The sequence below is a fragment of the Hwanghaeella sp. genome, from assembly GCF_965227365.1.
In the GTDB taxonomy this organism is placed as follows: domain Bacteria; phylum Pseudomonadota; class Alphaproteobacteria; order UBA8366; family Aestuariispiraceae; genus Hwanghaeella.
Genome location: NZ_OZ245754.1, coordinates 4850090 through 4866269 on the forward strand (window position 1 = coordinate 4850090; position 16180 = coordinate 4866269).

At 60.5% G+C, this 16180-nt stretch carries 18 protein-coding genes; 9 read left to right on the plus strand and 9 right to left on the minus strand.

The genetic code is table 11. From position 1 onward, the window contains the following. Positions 1–8: 8 nt before the first annotated feature. Both ACQK2G_RS22235 and ACQK2G_RS22240 read right to left on the minus strand, forming a co-directional pair. A complete protein-coding gene (locus tag ACQK2G_RS22235; RefSeq protein WP_425407228.1) occupies positions 9–1157 on the minus strand; it encodes an aromatic ring-hydroxylating oxygenase subunit alpha in 1149 nt (382 codons plus the stop codon). A gap of 11 nt (positions 1158–1168) precedes the next feature. Next, positions 1169–2323 carry an aromatic ring-hydroxylating oxygenase subunit alpha gene (locus ACQK2G_RS22240; protein ID WP_425407229.1) on the minus strand — a complete coding sequence of 385 codons (1155 nt, stop codon included), beginning with the start codon at positions 2321–2323 and terminating at the stop codon, positions 1169–1171. Positions 2324–2443: 120 nt separating this feature from the next. Here ACQK2G_RS22240 and ACQK2G_RS22245 point away from each other — a divergent pair, with 120 nt between their 5' ends. Next, positions 2444–3364 carry a LysR substrate-binding domain-containing protein gene (locus ACQK2G_RS22245; protein ID WP_425407230.1) on the plus strand — a complete coding sequence of 307 codons (921 nt, stop codon included), beginning with the start codon at positions 2444–2446 and terminating at the stop codon, positions 3362–3364. Positions 3365–3427: 63 nt separating this feature from the next. Here the strand turns inward: ACQK2G_RS22245 and ACQK2G_RS22250 are convergent, their stop codons facing one another. The 3 genes from ACQK2G_RS22250 to ACQK2G_RS22260 all read right to left on the minus strand — a co-directional run bounded on the left by ACQK2G_RS22250 (position 3428) and on the right by ACQK2G_RS22260 (position 6664). Then, the gene (locus tag ACQK2G_RS22250; protein WP_425407231.1) at positions 3428–5026 is read right to left on the minus strand and encodes a phosphoenolpyruvate carboxykinase; all 1599 of its coding nucleotides are present in this window, start codon (positions 5024–5026) and stop codon (positions 3428–3430) included. Positions 5027–5262: 236 nt separating this feature from the next. Beyond that, a complete protein-coding gene (locus ACQK2G_RS22255) occupies positions 5263–5997 on the minus strand; it encodes a HugZ family protein (protein WP_425407232.1) in 735 nt (244 codons plus the stop codon). Between the two features lie 31 nt (positions 5998–6028). Continuing rightward, positions 6029–6664: an SCO family protein gene (locus ACQK2G_RS22260; RefSeq protein ID WP_425407233.1), complete on the minus strand. Its 636-nt coding sequence runs from the start codon at positions 6662–6664 to the stop codon at positions 6029–6031. Positions 6665–6998: 334 nt separating this feature from the next. On the opposite strand from ACQK2G_RS22260, the gene ACQK2G_RS22265 reads away from it, so the two are divergent. Both ACQK2G_RS22265 and ACQK2G_RS22270 read left to right on the plus strand, forming a co-directional pair. Beyond that, on the plus strand, positions 6999–7697 hold the full coding sequence (locus ACQK2G_RS22265) for a response regulator transcription factor (RefSeq protein ID WP_425407234.1): 699 nt from the start codon (positions 6999–7001) through the stop codon (positions 7695–7697). A gap of 41 nt (positions 7698–7738) precedes the next feature. Further along, positions 7739–9481 carry a stimulus-sensing domain-containing protein gene (locus ACQK2G_RS22270; protein WP_425407235.1) on the plus strand — a complete coding sequence of 581 codons (1743 nt, stop codon included), beginning with the start codon at positions 7739–7741 and terminating at the stop codon, positions 9479–9481. Here the strand turns inward: ACQK2G_RS22270 and ACQK2G_RS22275 are convergent. From ACQK2G_RS22275 to ACQK2G_RS22290, 4 genes are read right to left on the minus strand one after another with little or no spacing between them, the layout of a single operon-like run. Further along, positions 9456–10043, minus strand: coding sequence for a tetratricopeptide repeat protein (locus ACQK2G_RS22275; protein ID WP_425407236.1), 588 nt, complete (start codon positions 10041–10043; stop codon positions 9456–9458). The two genes, ACQK2G_RS22270 and ACQK2G_RS22275, sit on opposite strands and share 26 nt — an antisense overlap. Before the next feature lie 51 nt (positions 10044–10094). Next, positions 10095–10265: a hypothetical protein gene (locus tag ACQK2G_RS22280; RefSeq protein WP_425407237.1), complete on the minus strand. Its 171-nt coding sequence runs from the start codon at positions 10263–10265 to the stop codon at positions 10095–10097. Then, positions 10243–10776: a tetratricopeptide repeat protein gene (locus ACQK2G_RS22285; RefSeq protein ID WP_425407238.1), complete on the minus strand. Its 534-nt coding sequence runs from the start codon at positions 10774–10776 to the stop codon at positions 10243–10245. The genes ACQK2G_RS22280 and ACQK2G_RS22285 overlap by 23 nt, the downstream gene beginning before the upstream one ends. 54 nt (positions 10777–10830) lie before the next feature. After that, positions 10831–11289, minus strand: a complete 459-nt coding sequence (locus tag ACQK2G_RS22290; protein ID WP_425407239.1) for a methylated-DNA--[protein]-cysteine S-methyltransferase — start codon at positions 11287–11289, stop codon at positions 10831–10833. A gap of 106 nt (positions 11290–11395) precedes the next feature. On the opposite strand from ACQK2G_RS22290, the gene ACQK2G_RS22295 reads away from it, so the two are divergent. The 6 genes from ACQK2G_RS22295 to ACQK2G_RS22320 all read left to right on the plus strand — a co-directional run bounded on the left by ACQK2G_RS22295 (position 11396) and on the right by ACQK2G_RS22320 (position 16174). Continuing rightward, entirely contained in the window at positions 11396–11836 is a 441-nt protein-coding gene (locus tag ACQK2G_RS22295) for an HPr kinase/phosphorylase (RefSeq protein ID WP_425407240.1), read from the plus strand. Beyond that, positions 11823–12719 carry an RNase adapter RapZ gene (gene rapZ / locus ACQK2G_RS22300; protein ID WP_425407241.1) on the plus strand — a complete coding sequence of 299 codons (897 nt, stop codon included), beginning with the start codon at positions 11823–11825 and terminating at the stop codon, positions 12717–12719. Before ACQK2G_RS22295 ends, rapZ begins: the two co-directional genes overlap by 14 nt. A gap of 80 nt (positions 12720–12799) precedes the next feature. Continuing rightward, positions 12800–13195, plus strand: a complete 396-nt coding sequence (locus tag ACQK2G_RS22305; protein WP_425407242.1) for a PTS sugar transporter subunit IIA — start codon at positions 12800–12802, stop codon at positions 13193–13195. 68 nt (positions 13196–13263) lie between these two features. Next, positions 13264–13539, plus strand: coding sequence for an HPr family phosphocarrier protein (locus tag ACQK2G_RS22310; protein ID WP_425407243.1), 276 nt, complete (start codon positions 13264–13266; stop codon positions 13537–13539). Beyond that, a complete protein-coding gene (gene ptsP, locus ACQK2G_RS22315) occupies positions 13526–15361 on the plus strand; it encodes a phosphoenolpyruvate--protein phosphotransferase (RefSeq protein ID WP_425407244.1) in 1836 nt (611 codons plus the stop codon). Before ACQK2G_RS22310 ends, ptsP begins: the two co-directional genes overlap by 14 nt. Positions 15362–15565: 204 nt before the next feature. Then, positions 15566–16174: a hypothetical protein gene (locus ACQK2G_RS22320; protein WP_425407245.1), complete on the plus strand. Its 609-nt coding sequence runs from the start codon at positions 15566–15568 to the stop codon at positions 16172–16174. Positions 16175–16180 lie beyond the last annotated feature (6 nt).

Genomic DNA, 16180 nt, shown 5'->3' on the forward strand with positions numbered 1-16180 from the left:
TGAAAACTCTATCCTGCTGCCGTGGCGGTCACCAGGGCCGGTTCGTAAGTGCCCATCTTGCGGGAAAGATAGCGCTGAAAATCCCAGATCGTGCCTTCCAGGTCTTTCGGTCCCAGCGGTCCGGACGTGGCGTGGCGGGAGGACAGGCCGGTTTGCATGCGCTCCAGTTTTTCCCTGTCTTCCCGGTTGACCTCATTCCACAGGTCGATCCGTTGTTCCAACTCGTCCTGGGTCAAATGATCCTCATAGGTCGATAAGGTCCAGCGAACCCGGATGCGATCGACCGTCAAGGGCTGTATGGAAAAGGAGGCCAGCAGCGTCGCCGCCTGGCTGGCGATATGCGTCGGGAAAACGCCGAACAGGGTGGACCGACGGCGTTCCTCTTCCGTCAATCCCGGCGCGCCGGCGCCGCGCGGGGCGGCCGTTTCCGGATAGTTCGCGCAATAGGCGGTGAAGGCATCGTCGGACATGGATTTCCGGCTGAGGCCCGTCGGCGTATAGGGATGTAGGGTGTCCGGATGGACGACGGACAGGTGATAGGCCTCCATGAAGTTCTCGAACAGGCACTTCCAGTTGGTCTGCCATTCCTCCTCGAAGGCCCGGACGAAACGCATTTTCGCGGTTTCGTATCGTCCGAGGAGTTGTTCGAGACCGGCGAGGCGCGGCGACAGGGGCGCTGCCTCGTCATCCAGATTGGCATAGATAAAGCCGTTCCAGATTTCACTGCGGAATTCGGGTAGCCGGCAGTTCGCCCCGGTCACGCCCTTCTCCCGCATCATCGGCGCGTTCCTCAGTTGACCCGAGGGGTTATAGCTCCAGGCGTGGTAAGGGCAGACGAAACGTCGGGTGGCGCCGGCACCCTGCGCCAACTGCATGCCGCGATGGCGGCACAGGTTGGAAAGGACACGGATGATCCCGTCCTCGCCATGGGCGATGAGCAAGGGTTCGTCGAACAGCTTGGTGGTGAAATAGTCGCCGGGATTGGGGATTTCGTCGGCGCGTCCAAGGCAATGCCATTCCTTGGACAGGAACCGGTCCACTTCGTAGCGGAAAAAGTCGGGATCGGTATAAAAGACGCCGGGCAGGGATTGGGCCTGCGTTTCCGGCAGGGACGCGGTTTCCTGCAATATCGTGCTCAAGCTGGCGATTTTCGTCATCGCGGCATTTCCTATTCGGCGGCGGAGGCGAAGACGCGGTCGAATCCGGCGGTCCGTTCGGCGATGTATTGTGTGAAATCGTAAAGCGGCCTTTCAAGATAGGAAAGATGTCCCGCCCGTGCTGCATTGGAATGCATGCCTTTGAACACTTTCTCCGTACAGCCGCGGTCTTCCTCGTTCACTTCGTCCAGAAGGGTCTTCAGCGTCTCGACATAGGCCTCGGCCTTGGGATCGGCCATGAATTCAGGCGAAAGTCCGCCGCCGAACAGCAGGGTGACCCTGTCCGGGCCGGTCGGATGCAGCGACAGGTACCAGAAATAGCCGGGCGTCAGCGTTATCAGGTGACTGGGATAGATGGAGATCAGGGCCGTCGTCTTGCGCCACTTTCCATCCAGCCTGGTATTGTCCGGATGGGCGTTTCCGATGGCAAGCGACGCTTCCTTCGTGATCCAGTGATAGTTGAAGCTGGGAAGGCCGGGTGGGCACTCCATTTCCTCCAGTTTCGAATGGCCGCCCACTGTCCGCAAATGGCAGACGGGCAGGTGGTAGCTCTCCATGAAATTCTCGGCGAGGACCTTCCAATTGGTGTTCCAGACATGCGTTTCCCGAAAGCACTCGACGTAGTTCTCGACCTGATAGGGCGCGATCATCTCCTCCAGAAGATGCAGGTCATCCCGGACACTTGATCGCGTCTCCTCCAGCGTGATGTATATCCAGCCCAGCCATTCCTCGCATCGGACCGTCGGCAGGCGGTAGTCCTTCTTGCAGAAACCCGTCGTCGCTTCCATGAACGGGGCACCGCGCAACTTTCCGTCCAGGCCGTAGGTCCAGGCGTGATACGGGCAGACGATGCTGCGTTTGTTGCCGGTCCCTTCCAGCAGGGTGGACATGCGATGCAGGCAAACGTTGGAATAGGCTTTCAACGACCCTTCACCGTCGCGCAATACCACGACCGGTTGACCGGCCAGTTCATAGGTCAGGTAATCGCCGGATTTCGCCAGTTGCGAGGTACGGCCGACACAGACCCAGTCGCGTGCGAAAATCGTTTCGATCTCGCGCTCCTGAAATTCCTTGCTGGTATAGACGCTGGGCGGCATGGCCACGGCGTCTTCGAACGGACGGCGGGCTGCGGCCAAAAGCGCCGCACTGGCTTGCTCGACGATCATTCCACATATTCCTGCTGTTCGGAGGTTCCGGCCTAACCCGTTGCGGGTTGACAGGGGAAGCATATGACCGCTTTAAAATAAGAAAAAACGCTTTTTTCCGATTATTAAGACAGGAAAAATATGGTCAAATACACGCTGCGCCAACTCACCTATTTTCGCGCGGTGGCCGAACAGGGTGGCATCGCGCAGGCCGCTCGGGCGCTGAACATTTCGCAGCCATCGATCTCACAAGCTCTCAACAAGTTGGAAGACGTGACCGGTTTGACCCTGTTCGACCGCCATCACGCGCGCGGCTTGGACCTGACCATACAGGGCCGGGAGTTCCTGAAACGCGCGATCGATCTGGAGGACAATGCACGGATTCTGGAAGCAGAGGCCCGGGCGCTGTCCATGGCGTCTGTGGGGGAAGTCCGTTTCGGCGCCTTCTGGACTTTGGCGCCCTTTTTCGCCGCCGGCATGATCAAGGCGTTCACGGCGGAAAACCCGGGCGTCACGGTCACCCAATCCGAAATGGCCCTTACCGAAATCGCCGACCGTTTGGCGGATGGCCGTATCGATATTGGACTCACCTATGATCGCGGCGCGGATTTGGGCGCGTTTACATGCGTCGAACTCGCGGTGATGAGGCCCAAAATCGTATTGGCCGCCGACCATCCCCTGGCCAGACGGAAATCGATCCGCGCGGCGGAACTGGCCGACATGCCCTATGTCATGCTGGATGGTCCGGGAAGCCGTGCCTATTTCGAAGGTCTGTTGAAGCAATGCGGTCTGGACCCGGAAATCGCCTATGTGTCCAGATCGCTGGAATCGGTACGCAGCGCTGTGGCGGCCGGGTTCGGCTTCACGATGCTGGTGGTCCGCCCGCCGTCACGCATGACCTATGATGGGGGCCGCGTGGCTACGGTAGAGCTTCAGGACCCGGTACCGCCGCTTCGGGTCGTGCTGGCCTGCCGGCCGACGGCGGATCATGGCCTTCTGCGCCGGTTTATCGATACCGGAAAGGCCTTTGTGGAAGGAGGATTGTCGTCGGCGGACGGCTAAAACCGAAAGAAAAAGGCCGGAGCGTTTGCCCCGGCCTTCTTGTTCAGATCAGTCCCGGAAGGGTCAGGCGGCGTAGATGCCGGCCTTCTTCACGTCTTCCGAGACATGGCCTTCGAATTGCTTGAAGTTGTTCTCGAACATGCCGCGCAGATCGCTGGCGACATTGTCGTAGGCCTTGCCGTCCTGCCAGGTCTGGCGCGGGCGCAGCACGTCGTTGGGAACCTCCGGCACCTGATCGGGGATCAGCAGGCCGAAATTCGGGTCCTCCACGCGCGCAACACTGGAAAGCTTGCCTTCGATCGCGGCCCGCAGCATGGCGCGGGTGTAATCGATACGCATGCGTTGGCCCGTTCCATAGGATCCGCCGGACCAGCCGGTATTCACCAACCAGCACTTGGCGCCGGTCTTGGCCATCTTCTCGCCCAGCATCTGGGCATAGACGCTCGGATGCCGCGGCATGAAGGGCGCGCCGAAACAGGTGGAGAAGGTCGCCTTCGGTTCCGTTACGCCCCGCTCGGTCCCCGCGACGCGCGCGGTGTAGCCGCTGAGGAAGTGATACATCGCCTGCTGCGGGGTCAGTTCCGAGATCGGCGGTAGAACACCGAACGCATCGGCCGTCAGCATGACGATATTGGTCGGCTGGCCGCCCATGCCCGACGGTTCGATATTCGGGATGAAATCGATCGGATAGCTGGCGCGCGTATTCTCCGCGAGCGATCCGTCGTCAAGGTCCAGAAACCGGGTGTCCTCGTCATAGACGACGTTTTCCAGGATGGTGCCGAAACGCTGGGTCGTCGCGTAGATCTCCGGCTCCATCTTCTGGCTCAGGTTGATGACCTTGGCATAGCAGCCGCCTTCGAAGTTGAAGACGCCCTGGTCGGACCAGCCATGCTCGTCATCGCCGATCAGGCGACGGGTGCCGTCGGCGCTGAGCGTCGTCTTTCCCGTACCGCTGAGTCCGAAGAAGATCGCCGTGTCGCCGCCTTCGCCGATATTGGCGGAGCAATGCATGGGCAGCACGCCGCGCGCCGGCAGCAGGTAGTTCATGATGCTGAAGATCGACTTCTTGATTTCGCCGGCATAGCGGCTGCCGCCGACCAGAACCGTGCGTTCCGCGAAGTTGACGACGATGAAGACTTCAGAATTGGTGCCGTCGACCGCCGGATCCGCATGCAGCATCGGCGCGTGCAAGACCGTGAATTGCGGGTCGAAACCGGTCAGGTCTTCGCGCGACGGGCGGATGAACATGTTGCGTGCGAACAGCGCATGCCAGGGGCTGTCGGAAATCACACGCACGTTCAGGCGATGATCCACGGCCGCACCGGCATAGAGGTCCTGAACGAACAGATCCCGACTTTGGTAATAGGCCAGGATCTTCGCTTTCAGGCGCTCATAGATCTCAAGCGTCGTCGGACGGTTGACCGATCCCCACCAGATATCCCCGGTGCTGCTCGGTTCGTCGACGATGAATTTGTCGTTCGGCGAACGGCCGGTGAACTTGCCGGTCTCGACACGCAGCGCACCGCCGGCGGTGATTGTGCCGAGCCCGTTCGCGATGGTGTTTTCATAAAGCGGTTCGGTGCCCAGGTTCCAATGGACCGTTCCGGAATTGACGATGCCGTGTGCGGAAAGGTCTTTCGAGCTGGCTTGACTGGCCAACATGTCCTCCTCTGTGTCCTCGAAATACGGATGGGCGTCCCCCGCCCCCGCATTCGCTTTTAGTTCCCGATCCAAATCGGCGCCGTGTCCGCGATCACACCGGGGTGCCCGGTAAGCCGCAATCCGGTCGATGCCGATAGTGATGAACCGCCGTCTCTGTCCTCAAGCGCGGGTTTATATCGTTTTGGCGCCGGTTTGGAAAGATTCCAAACCGCTCGAAACCGCGCTGCGCCGCAGTATCATGCGTTTCTGGCCCGCTTGACCAGCCGAACCAATTCGACGCGCACGGATTCGGCGTCTGAGACCGGCTTGTCAAAAGACAGGCGGGCGACATCGCCGCCCCGCCGCAAATCGGCACCCTCCGGATCGACGCCGGTCAATCGCCAGCCGACGCCCGGCAGGTTCAACAGGACATTCGCATACAGGCCGACCGCGTCGCCATGGTCGTCGTTCATGTGCTCGACAACGCCGGCCTCCTGCGCCGCCAGGCTTGCCGCGCCACTTGCGTCGTACATGACCTCATCGCCGCCGACCCAGTGAATGCGGCCGAAACCCGCGACCAGATGGGCGCGCTGCACGGTCATCCGATACAGGCTGAAATCGCCGAAACCCGCATACATCGCCGCGCTCGGATGGCGGCGAGTATAGCGGGCCAGCAATTCGTGGTCTTCCGTCTTTTCCACCCGGCCCTGCAAGGTTGCCCGTGCCCCGGTCAATGGGTCAGCGAGGCCGCGGGTGCCGTCGATCATCAGGGATACGACCGGGTCCGCCAGCAGGTTCTTGGTGTGGTCGGCCAGCGTGCTCAACAGCAGCAGCGGCGAGGCGTCCTGCCCGCACGCCATCAGGACCAGCGACGCATAGGGCGCGCCGGCGCCTTCGATCGTTTCCGGTGCGTCCCGCATTTTGGTCGCCAACGTCGCGCGATCCTGCGCGCGGATGAGGCCTCGGATAATCTCAGCGGGGCTTTCGGTCATTTGCTGCTTCGCCTTCTTCTCACGGCCGCCGTCACCCATTGACCAGCGCGGCGATACCGTCGGCCATGGCGTCCGGCGCGGTATCGTGCTTGAAAATGCCGGTCACGCTGCCATCCGGCCCGACCAGATAGGTGAAGGCCGAATGATCCATCAGATAGTTGCCGTCATCCATGTCGCGACGGGAATAATAGACGCGATAGGAAGATGCGGCCTCCGCAATTTCCTTGTCCGTACCGGTCAAGCCGACCATTCGCGGGTGGAAGGTTTCCGCAAAAATACCGACCGTATCCGTGCCGTCGCGCGCCGGGTCCACGGTAATGAAAATCGGTTGGACCTTCGCGGCGGCCGTGCCGTCTTTCTGTTCCAGAATATCCATCGCCTGACCGACGATGGCCAGATCGGTCGGGCACACGTCCGGGCAATAGGTGTAACCGAAATAGACCAACAGATACTGATCCGGGAAACTGTCGGGGGTAACGCGTTCGCCCTTCCCGTCGATCAGATTGAAATCGCCGCGGATCGAGGTGGGCGGCACGATGACCGTGTTGCTGTCCAACGCGATCTTGGATCCGCCGAACTGCTGCCAGGCGATGAAACCGATCGCAATGGATGCCATGATGCCGGCGATCAGCGCGACAAAGACGGGGGAGGTCAATATACGGCGCATCCGAATTCCTTCTTCGAACGGGCTTGTTTCGGGGTTCGTCCTGATGAAACCGAGACTGTGTTATAGGGGCCGCTCGGAGGTTGAGGTAGCGTTCCCGCCATCCGGCCGCAAGGGGCCGGTTTCCGAAATCGGAAGGTGAAATCGGCCGCGGACCGCCGCAATACCCGCACAACCGGTTCCGTTGGACTGGAAAATGGCCACAATAATTCCCAGGTTGGGCCGCATTTTCGCCATAGTTGACCCTATGATGCGGGGTGCGGCGATTTGACTGAGTGGTTTTGACTATGTCGGGGAGTCGCGGGATTTTGCTGCACGAACGGGGAAAGGCATGCTGATGACGCCGAACAAGATTGCGCTGGTAGACGATGACAGGAACATTCTGACCTCGGTTTCCATTGCCTTGGAATCTGAGGGGTTCAAGGTCGTCACCTATAACGACGGCGAAAGCGCGTTGCAGGGCATGACCGCCAATCCCGTCGATCTTGCCGTGCTGGACATAAAGATGCCGCGCATGGACGGGATGGAACTGCTGCAGAAACTGCGCAAGCAGACCCGGCTGCCGGTGATCTTTCTGACGTCGAAGGACGACGAGGTGGACGAGCTGATGGGGCTGCGCCTCGGCGCCGACGACTATATCCGCAAACCCTTCTCCCAACGCCTGCTTATCGAGCGGATCCGCACTCTGCTGCGGCGCGTTGAGCTGGAACAGGCCCCGCCGGAAACCGGTGAAGGCATCATGATCCGGGGCGATTTGCGGCTGGACGCGAACCGGCATGTCTGCACATGGAAAGGGGACGAAGTGCCGTTGACGGTGACCGAGTTCCTCATCTTGCGGGCACTGGCCACCCGTCCCGGCATGGTGAAAAGCCGCGATCAGTTGATGGATGCGGCCTATGGCGAGAGCATTTATGTGGACGACCGGACGATCGACAGTCACATAAAGCGTCTGCGCCGGAAGTTCCGCCAATTGGATGATGAGTTCGGTCAGATCGAAACGCTCTATGGCGTCGGCTATCGCTACAAGGATGAGTAAACGTGGGGACGTATGACCGTGCGTGAGGTCCGGTGAAAAGGATGAGGGATCAGGCAGGGACCGGGGATGGGGACCCGGGCGCCGATGCGCCCTCAACCGCGCCGGTTCCCGGCAGGAAGGAGCGGCCGAAACAACGGCGGCTTGGCGGCCATCATCAGGATCGCGACCAGCGCAGCCGACACACCAACAGGGCTCGCTTTCTGTCGCCGCTGACCCGTCGGATCCTGATGGTCAACATCATCGCGCTCGCCATACCGATCGGCGGTTTGCTGTATCTGGGCCCTTATCGCGACAATCTGATCCGGGCGGAAATGGAAGCGCTCCGCGCGCAAGGGGAAATCTTCGCGGGGGCGCTGGGCGAAGGTGCCATTGCGATCACCACCGCCGGTCAGGAAGTGCTCAGCCCCGCATCGGCACGGCATATCATCCGCCGACTTTCGGGGCCGTCGGGCCTGCGTGCCCGCCTGTTCTTGCAGGACGGTGAATTGACGATTGATTCCAGACGTCTTGGCGCGGCCCGCAATTCCGTCCAGGTCGAGGAATTGGCCCCGCCGGAAACAATGAATGACGTTATCAACCCGATCCTGGACATGCTCGACCGGCTGACGATGGTGCTGGGCGAGCATCAATTGGAGCGGTACGTCGAGGATTCGACGCCGGGCGCGGAGGATTATCCGGAGGTCGCCCGCGCCCTGCAGGGTGACATCATGGGCGTGGTGCGCGAAACCGACTCCGGACATCTGGTTCTGTCCGTCGCCCTGCCGGTTCAACGGTATTACAAGGTTTTCGGATCTCTGATGCTGTCGAAGTCCGGTAAGGATGTTGAAGCCGCGTTGCGCAATGTGCGCGCCACCATCCTGATGGTCTTCGCTGGGGCGCTGCTGATCACGATCGCCCTGTCGATCTATCTTGCCGGCGCCATCGCCAGGCCGCTCAACAAACTCGCCGCGGCGGCGGACCGTGTCGCCCATTCGGTCGGACGGCAAGAGGAAGAGATCCCGGACATGACCGACCGCGCCGACGAGATCGGCGATCTGTCGGGCGTGCTGCGGGAAATGACGCGTGCCTTGCGCCTGCGCTTGGTCGCGATCGAACGTTTTGCCGCCGATGTCAGCCATGAGATCAAGAATCCGCTGACCAGTTTGCGCAGCGCGGTGGAAACCGTCTCCAAGGTGAAGGACGACGAGCAGCGCCGGAAATTGCTGGAAATCATCAATGACGACGTCGAGCGGCTCGATCGATTGATCAGCGATATCTCCGATGCTTCCCGACTGGATGCGGAGTTGAGCCGGACCGAGGCCGAGCCGCTGGACCTTGGCGCGTTGCTGGCCACCCTTGCCGGCATGTATGGCGCAGTGGGCACGGAAGACGGTGCCGGTCGTCCGAGGGTCAGCATGGAAGCCCATGGCGAAGGCCCGTTCGAGGTTTTGGGGAATGAGGATCGTCTGGTCCAGGTCTTCCGGAACCTGATCGGTAATGCAATGACCTTCAGCCCGACGGATGGACGGATCGATCTGAAGATCCGCCGCGACGGCAACGTGGTCGAGGCGGCGGTGGAGGACGAAGGTCCCGGCATTCCGGCGAACAAACTGGAGGCGATCTTCGACCGTTTCTACACCGAACGGCCGGAGGGCGAAAAATTCGGCGCCCATTCGGGCCTTGGCCTGTCGATTTCCAAACAGATCGTGGAAGCCCATGCCGGTGAAATTCGGGCCGAAAACCGCATGACCCACGACGGCAAACCCCGCGGCGCGCGGTTTATCGTACGTCTGCCGGTGGCTTAGAAAGCTCTTCTACAATGCGATCAAAATCGTAAACAGGCTTCCAGTCTTTCGCGAGAATCTCGGCTTGGCGCAATTGCTCTGCGCATTCCGCGCAATCTCTCTGGACGAAAATTGTAATGGCGCTTTGTGCCGACCGCTTCAGACTGTGGGTGGTGGTAGGGTTCTGCGCGGCCAGCAAATACCATTTCAAAGAAGCCACCCTGTCATATGGCGCGAAAACTCCCCGCTCGATACGATTCGCGATCCTAAACTGGGCGTCCCCAAAACCTTGGTGGGCGCCAAACATGTAGAATACAGATGCCGTTATCTGGTCCTGTTCGACACCGAGTGCGAACTCATACATTTCGCCGAGCAAAAAGCTCGCGCGTCCAAGTCCGTCCCCAGCGGCGATAAGAAGTGGTTGAAGCGCCTTTCGGTATTCTTGTGCTAAGAAATAGGATTCGCCGATCTCAAGCGGATTCTCAGTTGCGTTTTCCTGCTGCGGGAACGGTGGTGGCGCGGCGTCGCACACGGCGACCATCGACAAGAAACCAAATACCGCCATCGTGAAGAACGCCTTCATGGACAACTTTCTGGGATCAAGTGAGCCATGGCTCGAAGAAAACGGTTAAAGCTACAGCAATAGCGCCCCTTGCAGGCGCAGCAGAGCCTGCTTGGTCTCGCCGCCGGAAAAGCCGGTCGTGGTGCCGCCCGTGCGCATGGCCTGGTGGGTTGGTACGACGAACGGGATGGGTTTGGGCCTGAGGGCTGACCCGTTCGTGTCATTCAGTGGGCCTCCAAGCATGGACGAGTTCCAAGGCTTTCCGAAAATCGCTGGCGCAGGGCCCGCACTCTGATGGATAGAGATCCAACAACGACTGCTGCGCTCTTCGCCGTAAGGGCTTACCCGTTGTTGGGTTCGTGACGGCCAACAGATACCATTTCATTAACTCGACCCTATCAACCGGTGTGACGGTCTCTTCTTCCATGAAAAAGGCCGTCATGTACTGGGCGTCGCCGAACCCCTGCATGGCGCTAATCATGAAACTCGTGGCGGCAAGGGAATGATTCTGTTCGACGCCAAGGCCATACATTTGCATCACACCGATAAGAAAACCGGCAGCCCTATCTCCGTTCTGTGCCGCCTGAACGAGCGGCCGATAGGCCTTTTCATAATCCTTGTTGTCGAAATGTGCCCGCCCGGTTTTGTAAAGATTGAGGGTTTCTTGCTCCGACAGCTGATCCGATGCCGCTGCGAACCCAATGGAATTCAGTGTCAGAAACGCTATCGCGATGATCACAACGGCGGTTTTCATTGTTTCTTCCAGTTTGTTGCCGATTTGTTCCTATAAATATACCGGAAGTTGTCTTTAAATCAATAACGCACCTTCCAGACGCAGCAGCGCCTGTTTGGTCTCGACACCCTCGCCGCCGGAAAAGCCGGTCATCGTGCCGTCGGCGCCGACGACCCGGTGGCATGGGATGATGACGGGGATCGGGTTGGCGCCGCAGGCGGTACCGACCGAGCGCGCGGTGCCGTCGATAGCACGGGCGAGATCGCCATAGGTCTTCGTTCCGCCATAGGGGATTTTCAACATCTGCCGCCAGACGGTCTTTTGGAAATCCGACCCACGGGGACGAAGGGGCAGGTCGAAATCCTGCCTCTTGCCGTCGAAATAGTCCCGCAATTGCCGCGCGGCCTCTTCCAGCAGGGGCGTCGGGCTTTCTTCCGCCGCGCGGTTCCAGCTTACACGCGTGATCTCCCCGCCCTCCTCGCTGACGCAAAGCGGGCCGGTCGGCGTTTCGACAGTGATGCTGTGTTTACTCATGGACGAATTATACGGAATTGCGTCCACACTTTCCGCCCGAAACTTGCGGCATATGCACATGTTTTGGGGACTCGCGCTTTCCCCCGGTCATGGATACTGTCCGCCGATGCAAACCACCCCGATAAAAAACATCCATGCGACGGCGGTCATCCTGGACGGGTGCGGCATCCTGATCATGGGGCCGAGCGGCGCCGGCAAGACGGACTTGGCCATCCGGCTGATCGATGCCGGCGGCGAACTTGTAGCCGACGACCAGGTCCTGCTGAGGCAGGATGCAGGGCGGTTGATCGCGGGGGTGCCGGATACCATCGCGGGAAAGATGGAAATTCGGGGCTTCGGCATTGCCGATATCGGGCACAGGCCGGAAGCGCAAATGGATCTGGTCATTGATTTGAAGCCACGGCGTGATATCGAACGGATGCCGGAACCGGTTGAACGGGTAATCGAGGGTGTTCCCGTTCGGATCGTCGAACTAGACGGGTTCGAAGCGTCGGCGGTCGCCAAAGTGAAGTTGATCCTGAAGGGGTTGTCGCGTGCCAGAGGGTAAACCTGGACTTTCCAAACCGGACATCATTCTGGTCACCGGCATGTCGGGCGCGGGGCGGTCGACCGCGCTGAAAGTGCTGGAGGACCTGGGGTTCGAGGCGATCGATAACCTGCCGCTCGCCCTGCTGCCGCGGATCACCGCCGGGCAGCGCCAATTGCAGGACGCCAAGCCGCTTGCGGTCGGCGTCGATGTGCGCAGCCGTGATTTCAGCCCTGAACTGCTTGAGGCCGATATCAATGTGTTGAGCGGGGAGTTGGGCCTGAACGTACGGACCCTATTCCTGGATTGCGAGGACGGGGTCCTGATCCGCCGTTATGCCGAAACAAGGCGCAAGCACCCGCTGGCCGCCGACCGGCCTGTGGGTGACGGACTTGAGCTCGAACGTCGTATCCTGACGCCGATGCGGGAAGCGGCGGACCTTGTGGTCGATACGACCGACCTGACGATTTGGGACCTGAAGCAGCGCCTTTCCAATGCGTTCCGGATGGCCGGCAAGGCGACGCTGGCCATTACGGTGGCGTCGTTTTCCTATCGCCGCGGCCTGCCGCGCGACGCCGATCTGGTCTTCGATGTGCGGTTTTTCGCGAACCCGCATTACGATCCGGATTTACGGGAAAAAACCGGTCTGGATGCGGAAGTGGGCGGATATATCGCCCAGGATCCCGATTACGAGGATTTTTGGGCTCGCCTTACCGGCTTGCTGGATATTACCCTTCCCCGGTATGAACGCGAGGGGAAGAGCTATCTGACCGTTGCCTTCGGATGCACCGGGGGCAAGCATCGGTCGGTTCACTTCGCCGAACGGTTGGCGGCATGGCTCCAACAGAAGGGCTGGTCCGCAGGGTTGACGCACCGGGATTTGGAAACATCCAAACAGACATAAAGGTGCGCGGCCCGCTTTGAAGGGATGAGGCGCGATGAAAATCCGGAAAACAGGGGCGGGTTCAAGGGAAGAATGACGGAATGATCGGTCTGGTTTTGGTAACCCATGGGCGGTTGGCGGAGGAATTCGTCGCTGCGATGGAACATGTCGTCGGTCCGCAGGAGGATGTGCGCGCCATCTGCATCGGTCCCGATGACGATATGGAGCAGCGTCGCCAGGACATCCTGGACGGTGCACGGGCTGTGGATTCGGGCGACGGGGTCGTGGTCCTGACCGACATGTTCGGCGGTACGCCCTCCAACCTGGCGATTTCCATTATGGACAAAGCGCGGGTGGAAGTGGTCGCGGGCCTCAATCTGCCGATGCTGATCAAGCTGGCCAGCGTCCGCGAGACGGAACCAATGGACCAAGCCGTCGCCGCGGCGCAGGAAGCCGGCAAGAAATATATCAATGTCGCGAGCAGTCTTCTGGGCTGATCCAAATCGTTCAGAAAAACGCGGCGGTACAGTCGCGTGTCACAAAAACAAGAAGCTTCAGGGATAGTATGAAATCCGGCCCGATCGACCTCACCATCTGCAACCAGCGGGGCTTGCATGCCCGTGCCGCTGCCAAATTCGTCAAACTGGCGGGTGACTATGATGCGGAAGTGACGGTAACCAAGGACGGGACCTCGGTCACAGGAACCTCGATCATGGGCTTGATGATGCTGGCCGCGGCGAAGGGCACGTCCATCCGCGTGGAGGCGGAAGGGCCGCAAGCCGACGATGCGCTGCAGGCTTTGTCAGGGCTGGTAGCCGGTGGCTTCGATGAGACCGACTGACGGAAAAAAGGCCCAGGACCAAACCGATCAGGCGCCGCCGGAAGCAACTGAGGCCGTAAACCAAATGGCGACCTTTCTGGGCGTCGGCGTTGCGCCGGGCATTGTCATCGGTCCGGCCAGGGTTATCGAATCCGGTTCACTTTCCGTGCCGGAATATGCCTTGAAGACCGATGGCGACGTTGACGCCGACGTTGAAAGGCTGGAACGGGCGCTGGCGAAATCGCGCCGTCAGCTCAAAGCGTTGCGGGCCAAATCAAAGACCCTGCCACCTGCAGCCGCGGAGGAAATGGGGTATCTGCTGGACGCGCATGGCGCCATGCTGGACGAATCCCGGCTGGTGCGCGGCTTTCGCCGGAGGATCCAGGAAGGGCGCATCAACGCCGAAGCCGCGGTGCAGACCGAAGTCACCCATATGGCGCGCGGTTTCGAACAGCTCGACGACCCCTATATCGCTGCGCGGGCGACGGATGTCCGGGAAGTGGGAGGTCGGGTTCTCAGGAATTTGATGGAAAGAAAATCGCCATCGCTCGGTGAACTCAAGGCCGGAACGATCCTGATCGCGGAAGAAATCACGCCGGCGGATACGGCCCAAATGGACCCGGCGGTGGTTGGCGGATTCGCCGCCGTGCTGGGCGGGGCCGAGGGCCATGCGGCGATCATGGCGCGGTCGCTGGGCCTTCCCGCGGTGCTTGGCGCCGCCGGCTTACTGCAGAATGTGAAGTCCGGCGACACCGTGATCGTCGACGGACAGGGCGGACGCATTGTCGTCAACCCGAACGCAGAAACCACCCGGCGCTATGAAGACAAGCGCGCGGCCCTGCTGCGTGAAACCGCGAAGCTGGAACGTCTGCGCGACGTGCCCGGAATCACCGCCGACGGGGCAAAGGTGACGCTGCTGGCAAATCTGGAATTGGTTCGTGACGCCAAACAGGCCGATGCTGCGGGTGCCGAAGGGATCGGGCTGCTGCGCACCGAGTTCATGTTCATGAACCGTAGCGAAGTGCCGAACGAGGACGAGCAGTACCAGACGCTCAGCGCCGTGGTGAAACACATGGCAGGCCGTCCGGTCACGATCCGAACCTTGGATATCGGGGGCGAGAAACTCGCCTATTCCTTGGGCTCCATCCTGGAAGCCCATGTCGGAGACGCGGTGAACCCCGCCCTCGGCGTACGAGCGATCCGCCTGTCACTGCGGGAACCGAAACTGTTCGAAGCCCAGCTCTGCGCCATTTTGAGGGCGGCGGCGCATGGGCCGGTGCGCATTTTGTTGCCGATGATCACGACCCCCGGCGAAGTGAAACAAGTCCGCGACATCGTGACACGGCTTTGGCAGCGTTTGCAGCGGCGCGGTGTCGACCTGCCGGAGAAGATCCCGCCGATCGGGGTGATGATTGAAATTCCTGGCGCGGCGCTGGCCGCCGATGCCTTGGCGCAGACGGCGGATTTCTTCGCCATCGGCAGCAATGACCTGACCATGTACACGCTGGCGATCGACCGGGCGGACGAGCGCGTGGCCCATCTCTACAATCCATTGCATCCGGCGGTGCTGCGTTTGATCGAATTCACCGTTCAGGCTGCGCTTCGGGCGCGAATTCCGGTCAGTATTTGCGGGGAGATCGCCGGCGACCCGCGGTTCACACCGCTGTTGCTCGGGTTCGGCGTGCGCGAACTGTCGATGTCCCCGATGGCGCTTGCGCGGGTCAAGCAACGCATCTTGAAACTGGATACCGCGGACGCGGCCCGGCGGGCACGGCTGGTTATGGAAATCGCCGATTCCGGGCGTATCGCCGCCTTGCTGGACGACATGAACGGGCTTGCTTAGGACCTGGAACCGCAGCAGATTGATTGCGGAATGACTTGAATTTGATCTTTTTGTGGCGCGAATACTTGTCCGGCCATGTCGTCGTTATTGCGAAATTAACCTTTTTATGAGTACTGTCCTGCGGTTCCCAAGCCGTCGACGGGTCGAAAACCCACTGGCTGAACGGCGAGGGAGGGCAGGTTACCACCGAAGTGGGGAGGTCTGATGACTTCGTTCGGAAACGGAACGCAAAAGGGGATGGCACGCCGGATGCGCGGCATGGCGGCAACGCTAGCCCTTGTTGCCATGGCAACGCCGGCGGTTGCGGGCAGTGTGCAGGTGGCCTGCGAACAAGACGCCGATTTCAAGGATCTGGGCGCGAACATGATCGTCGCCCCCGCAAACGTGGACAGCATTCCGCGCGGTGAAAAGGCGAAAGCCGTTCGCTTCCTGCAAAGCGAATTGATGGTTGCCGCACTGGCTTGTGACGCGCGTCAGCAGTACGGGAATTTCGTTCAGCGCTACAAGGTCAGTCTTGTCAGCAGCGGTCGTGATCTGAAAAACCATTTTGAAAAGGCGCATGGCCAGAAGAAGGGCTTCGCCGAGCTGAACCGGTTCGTCACCCGGATGGCGAACAAGGCGTCCGGCCGCATGGCGTCCTTCGGTGCCGGTTTCTGCTCCGATATGCACGCAACCTACGAGCATTTGCTGTCGCAAGACACTATCCAGCTATCCGGTTATTCGCTCGGATATCAGGCCCGCGTCGAGAGCCAGGAAAAACTGGTCGCGGCCGGTTGCGATCAGCCGCAGCAGTTGTCCGCCGTCACCGAATAACGGCGG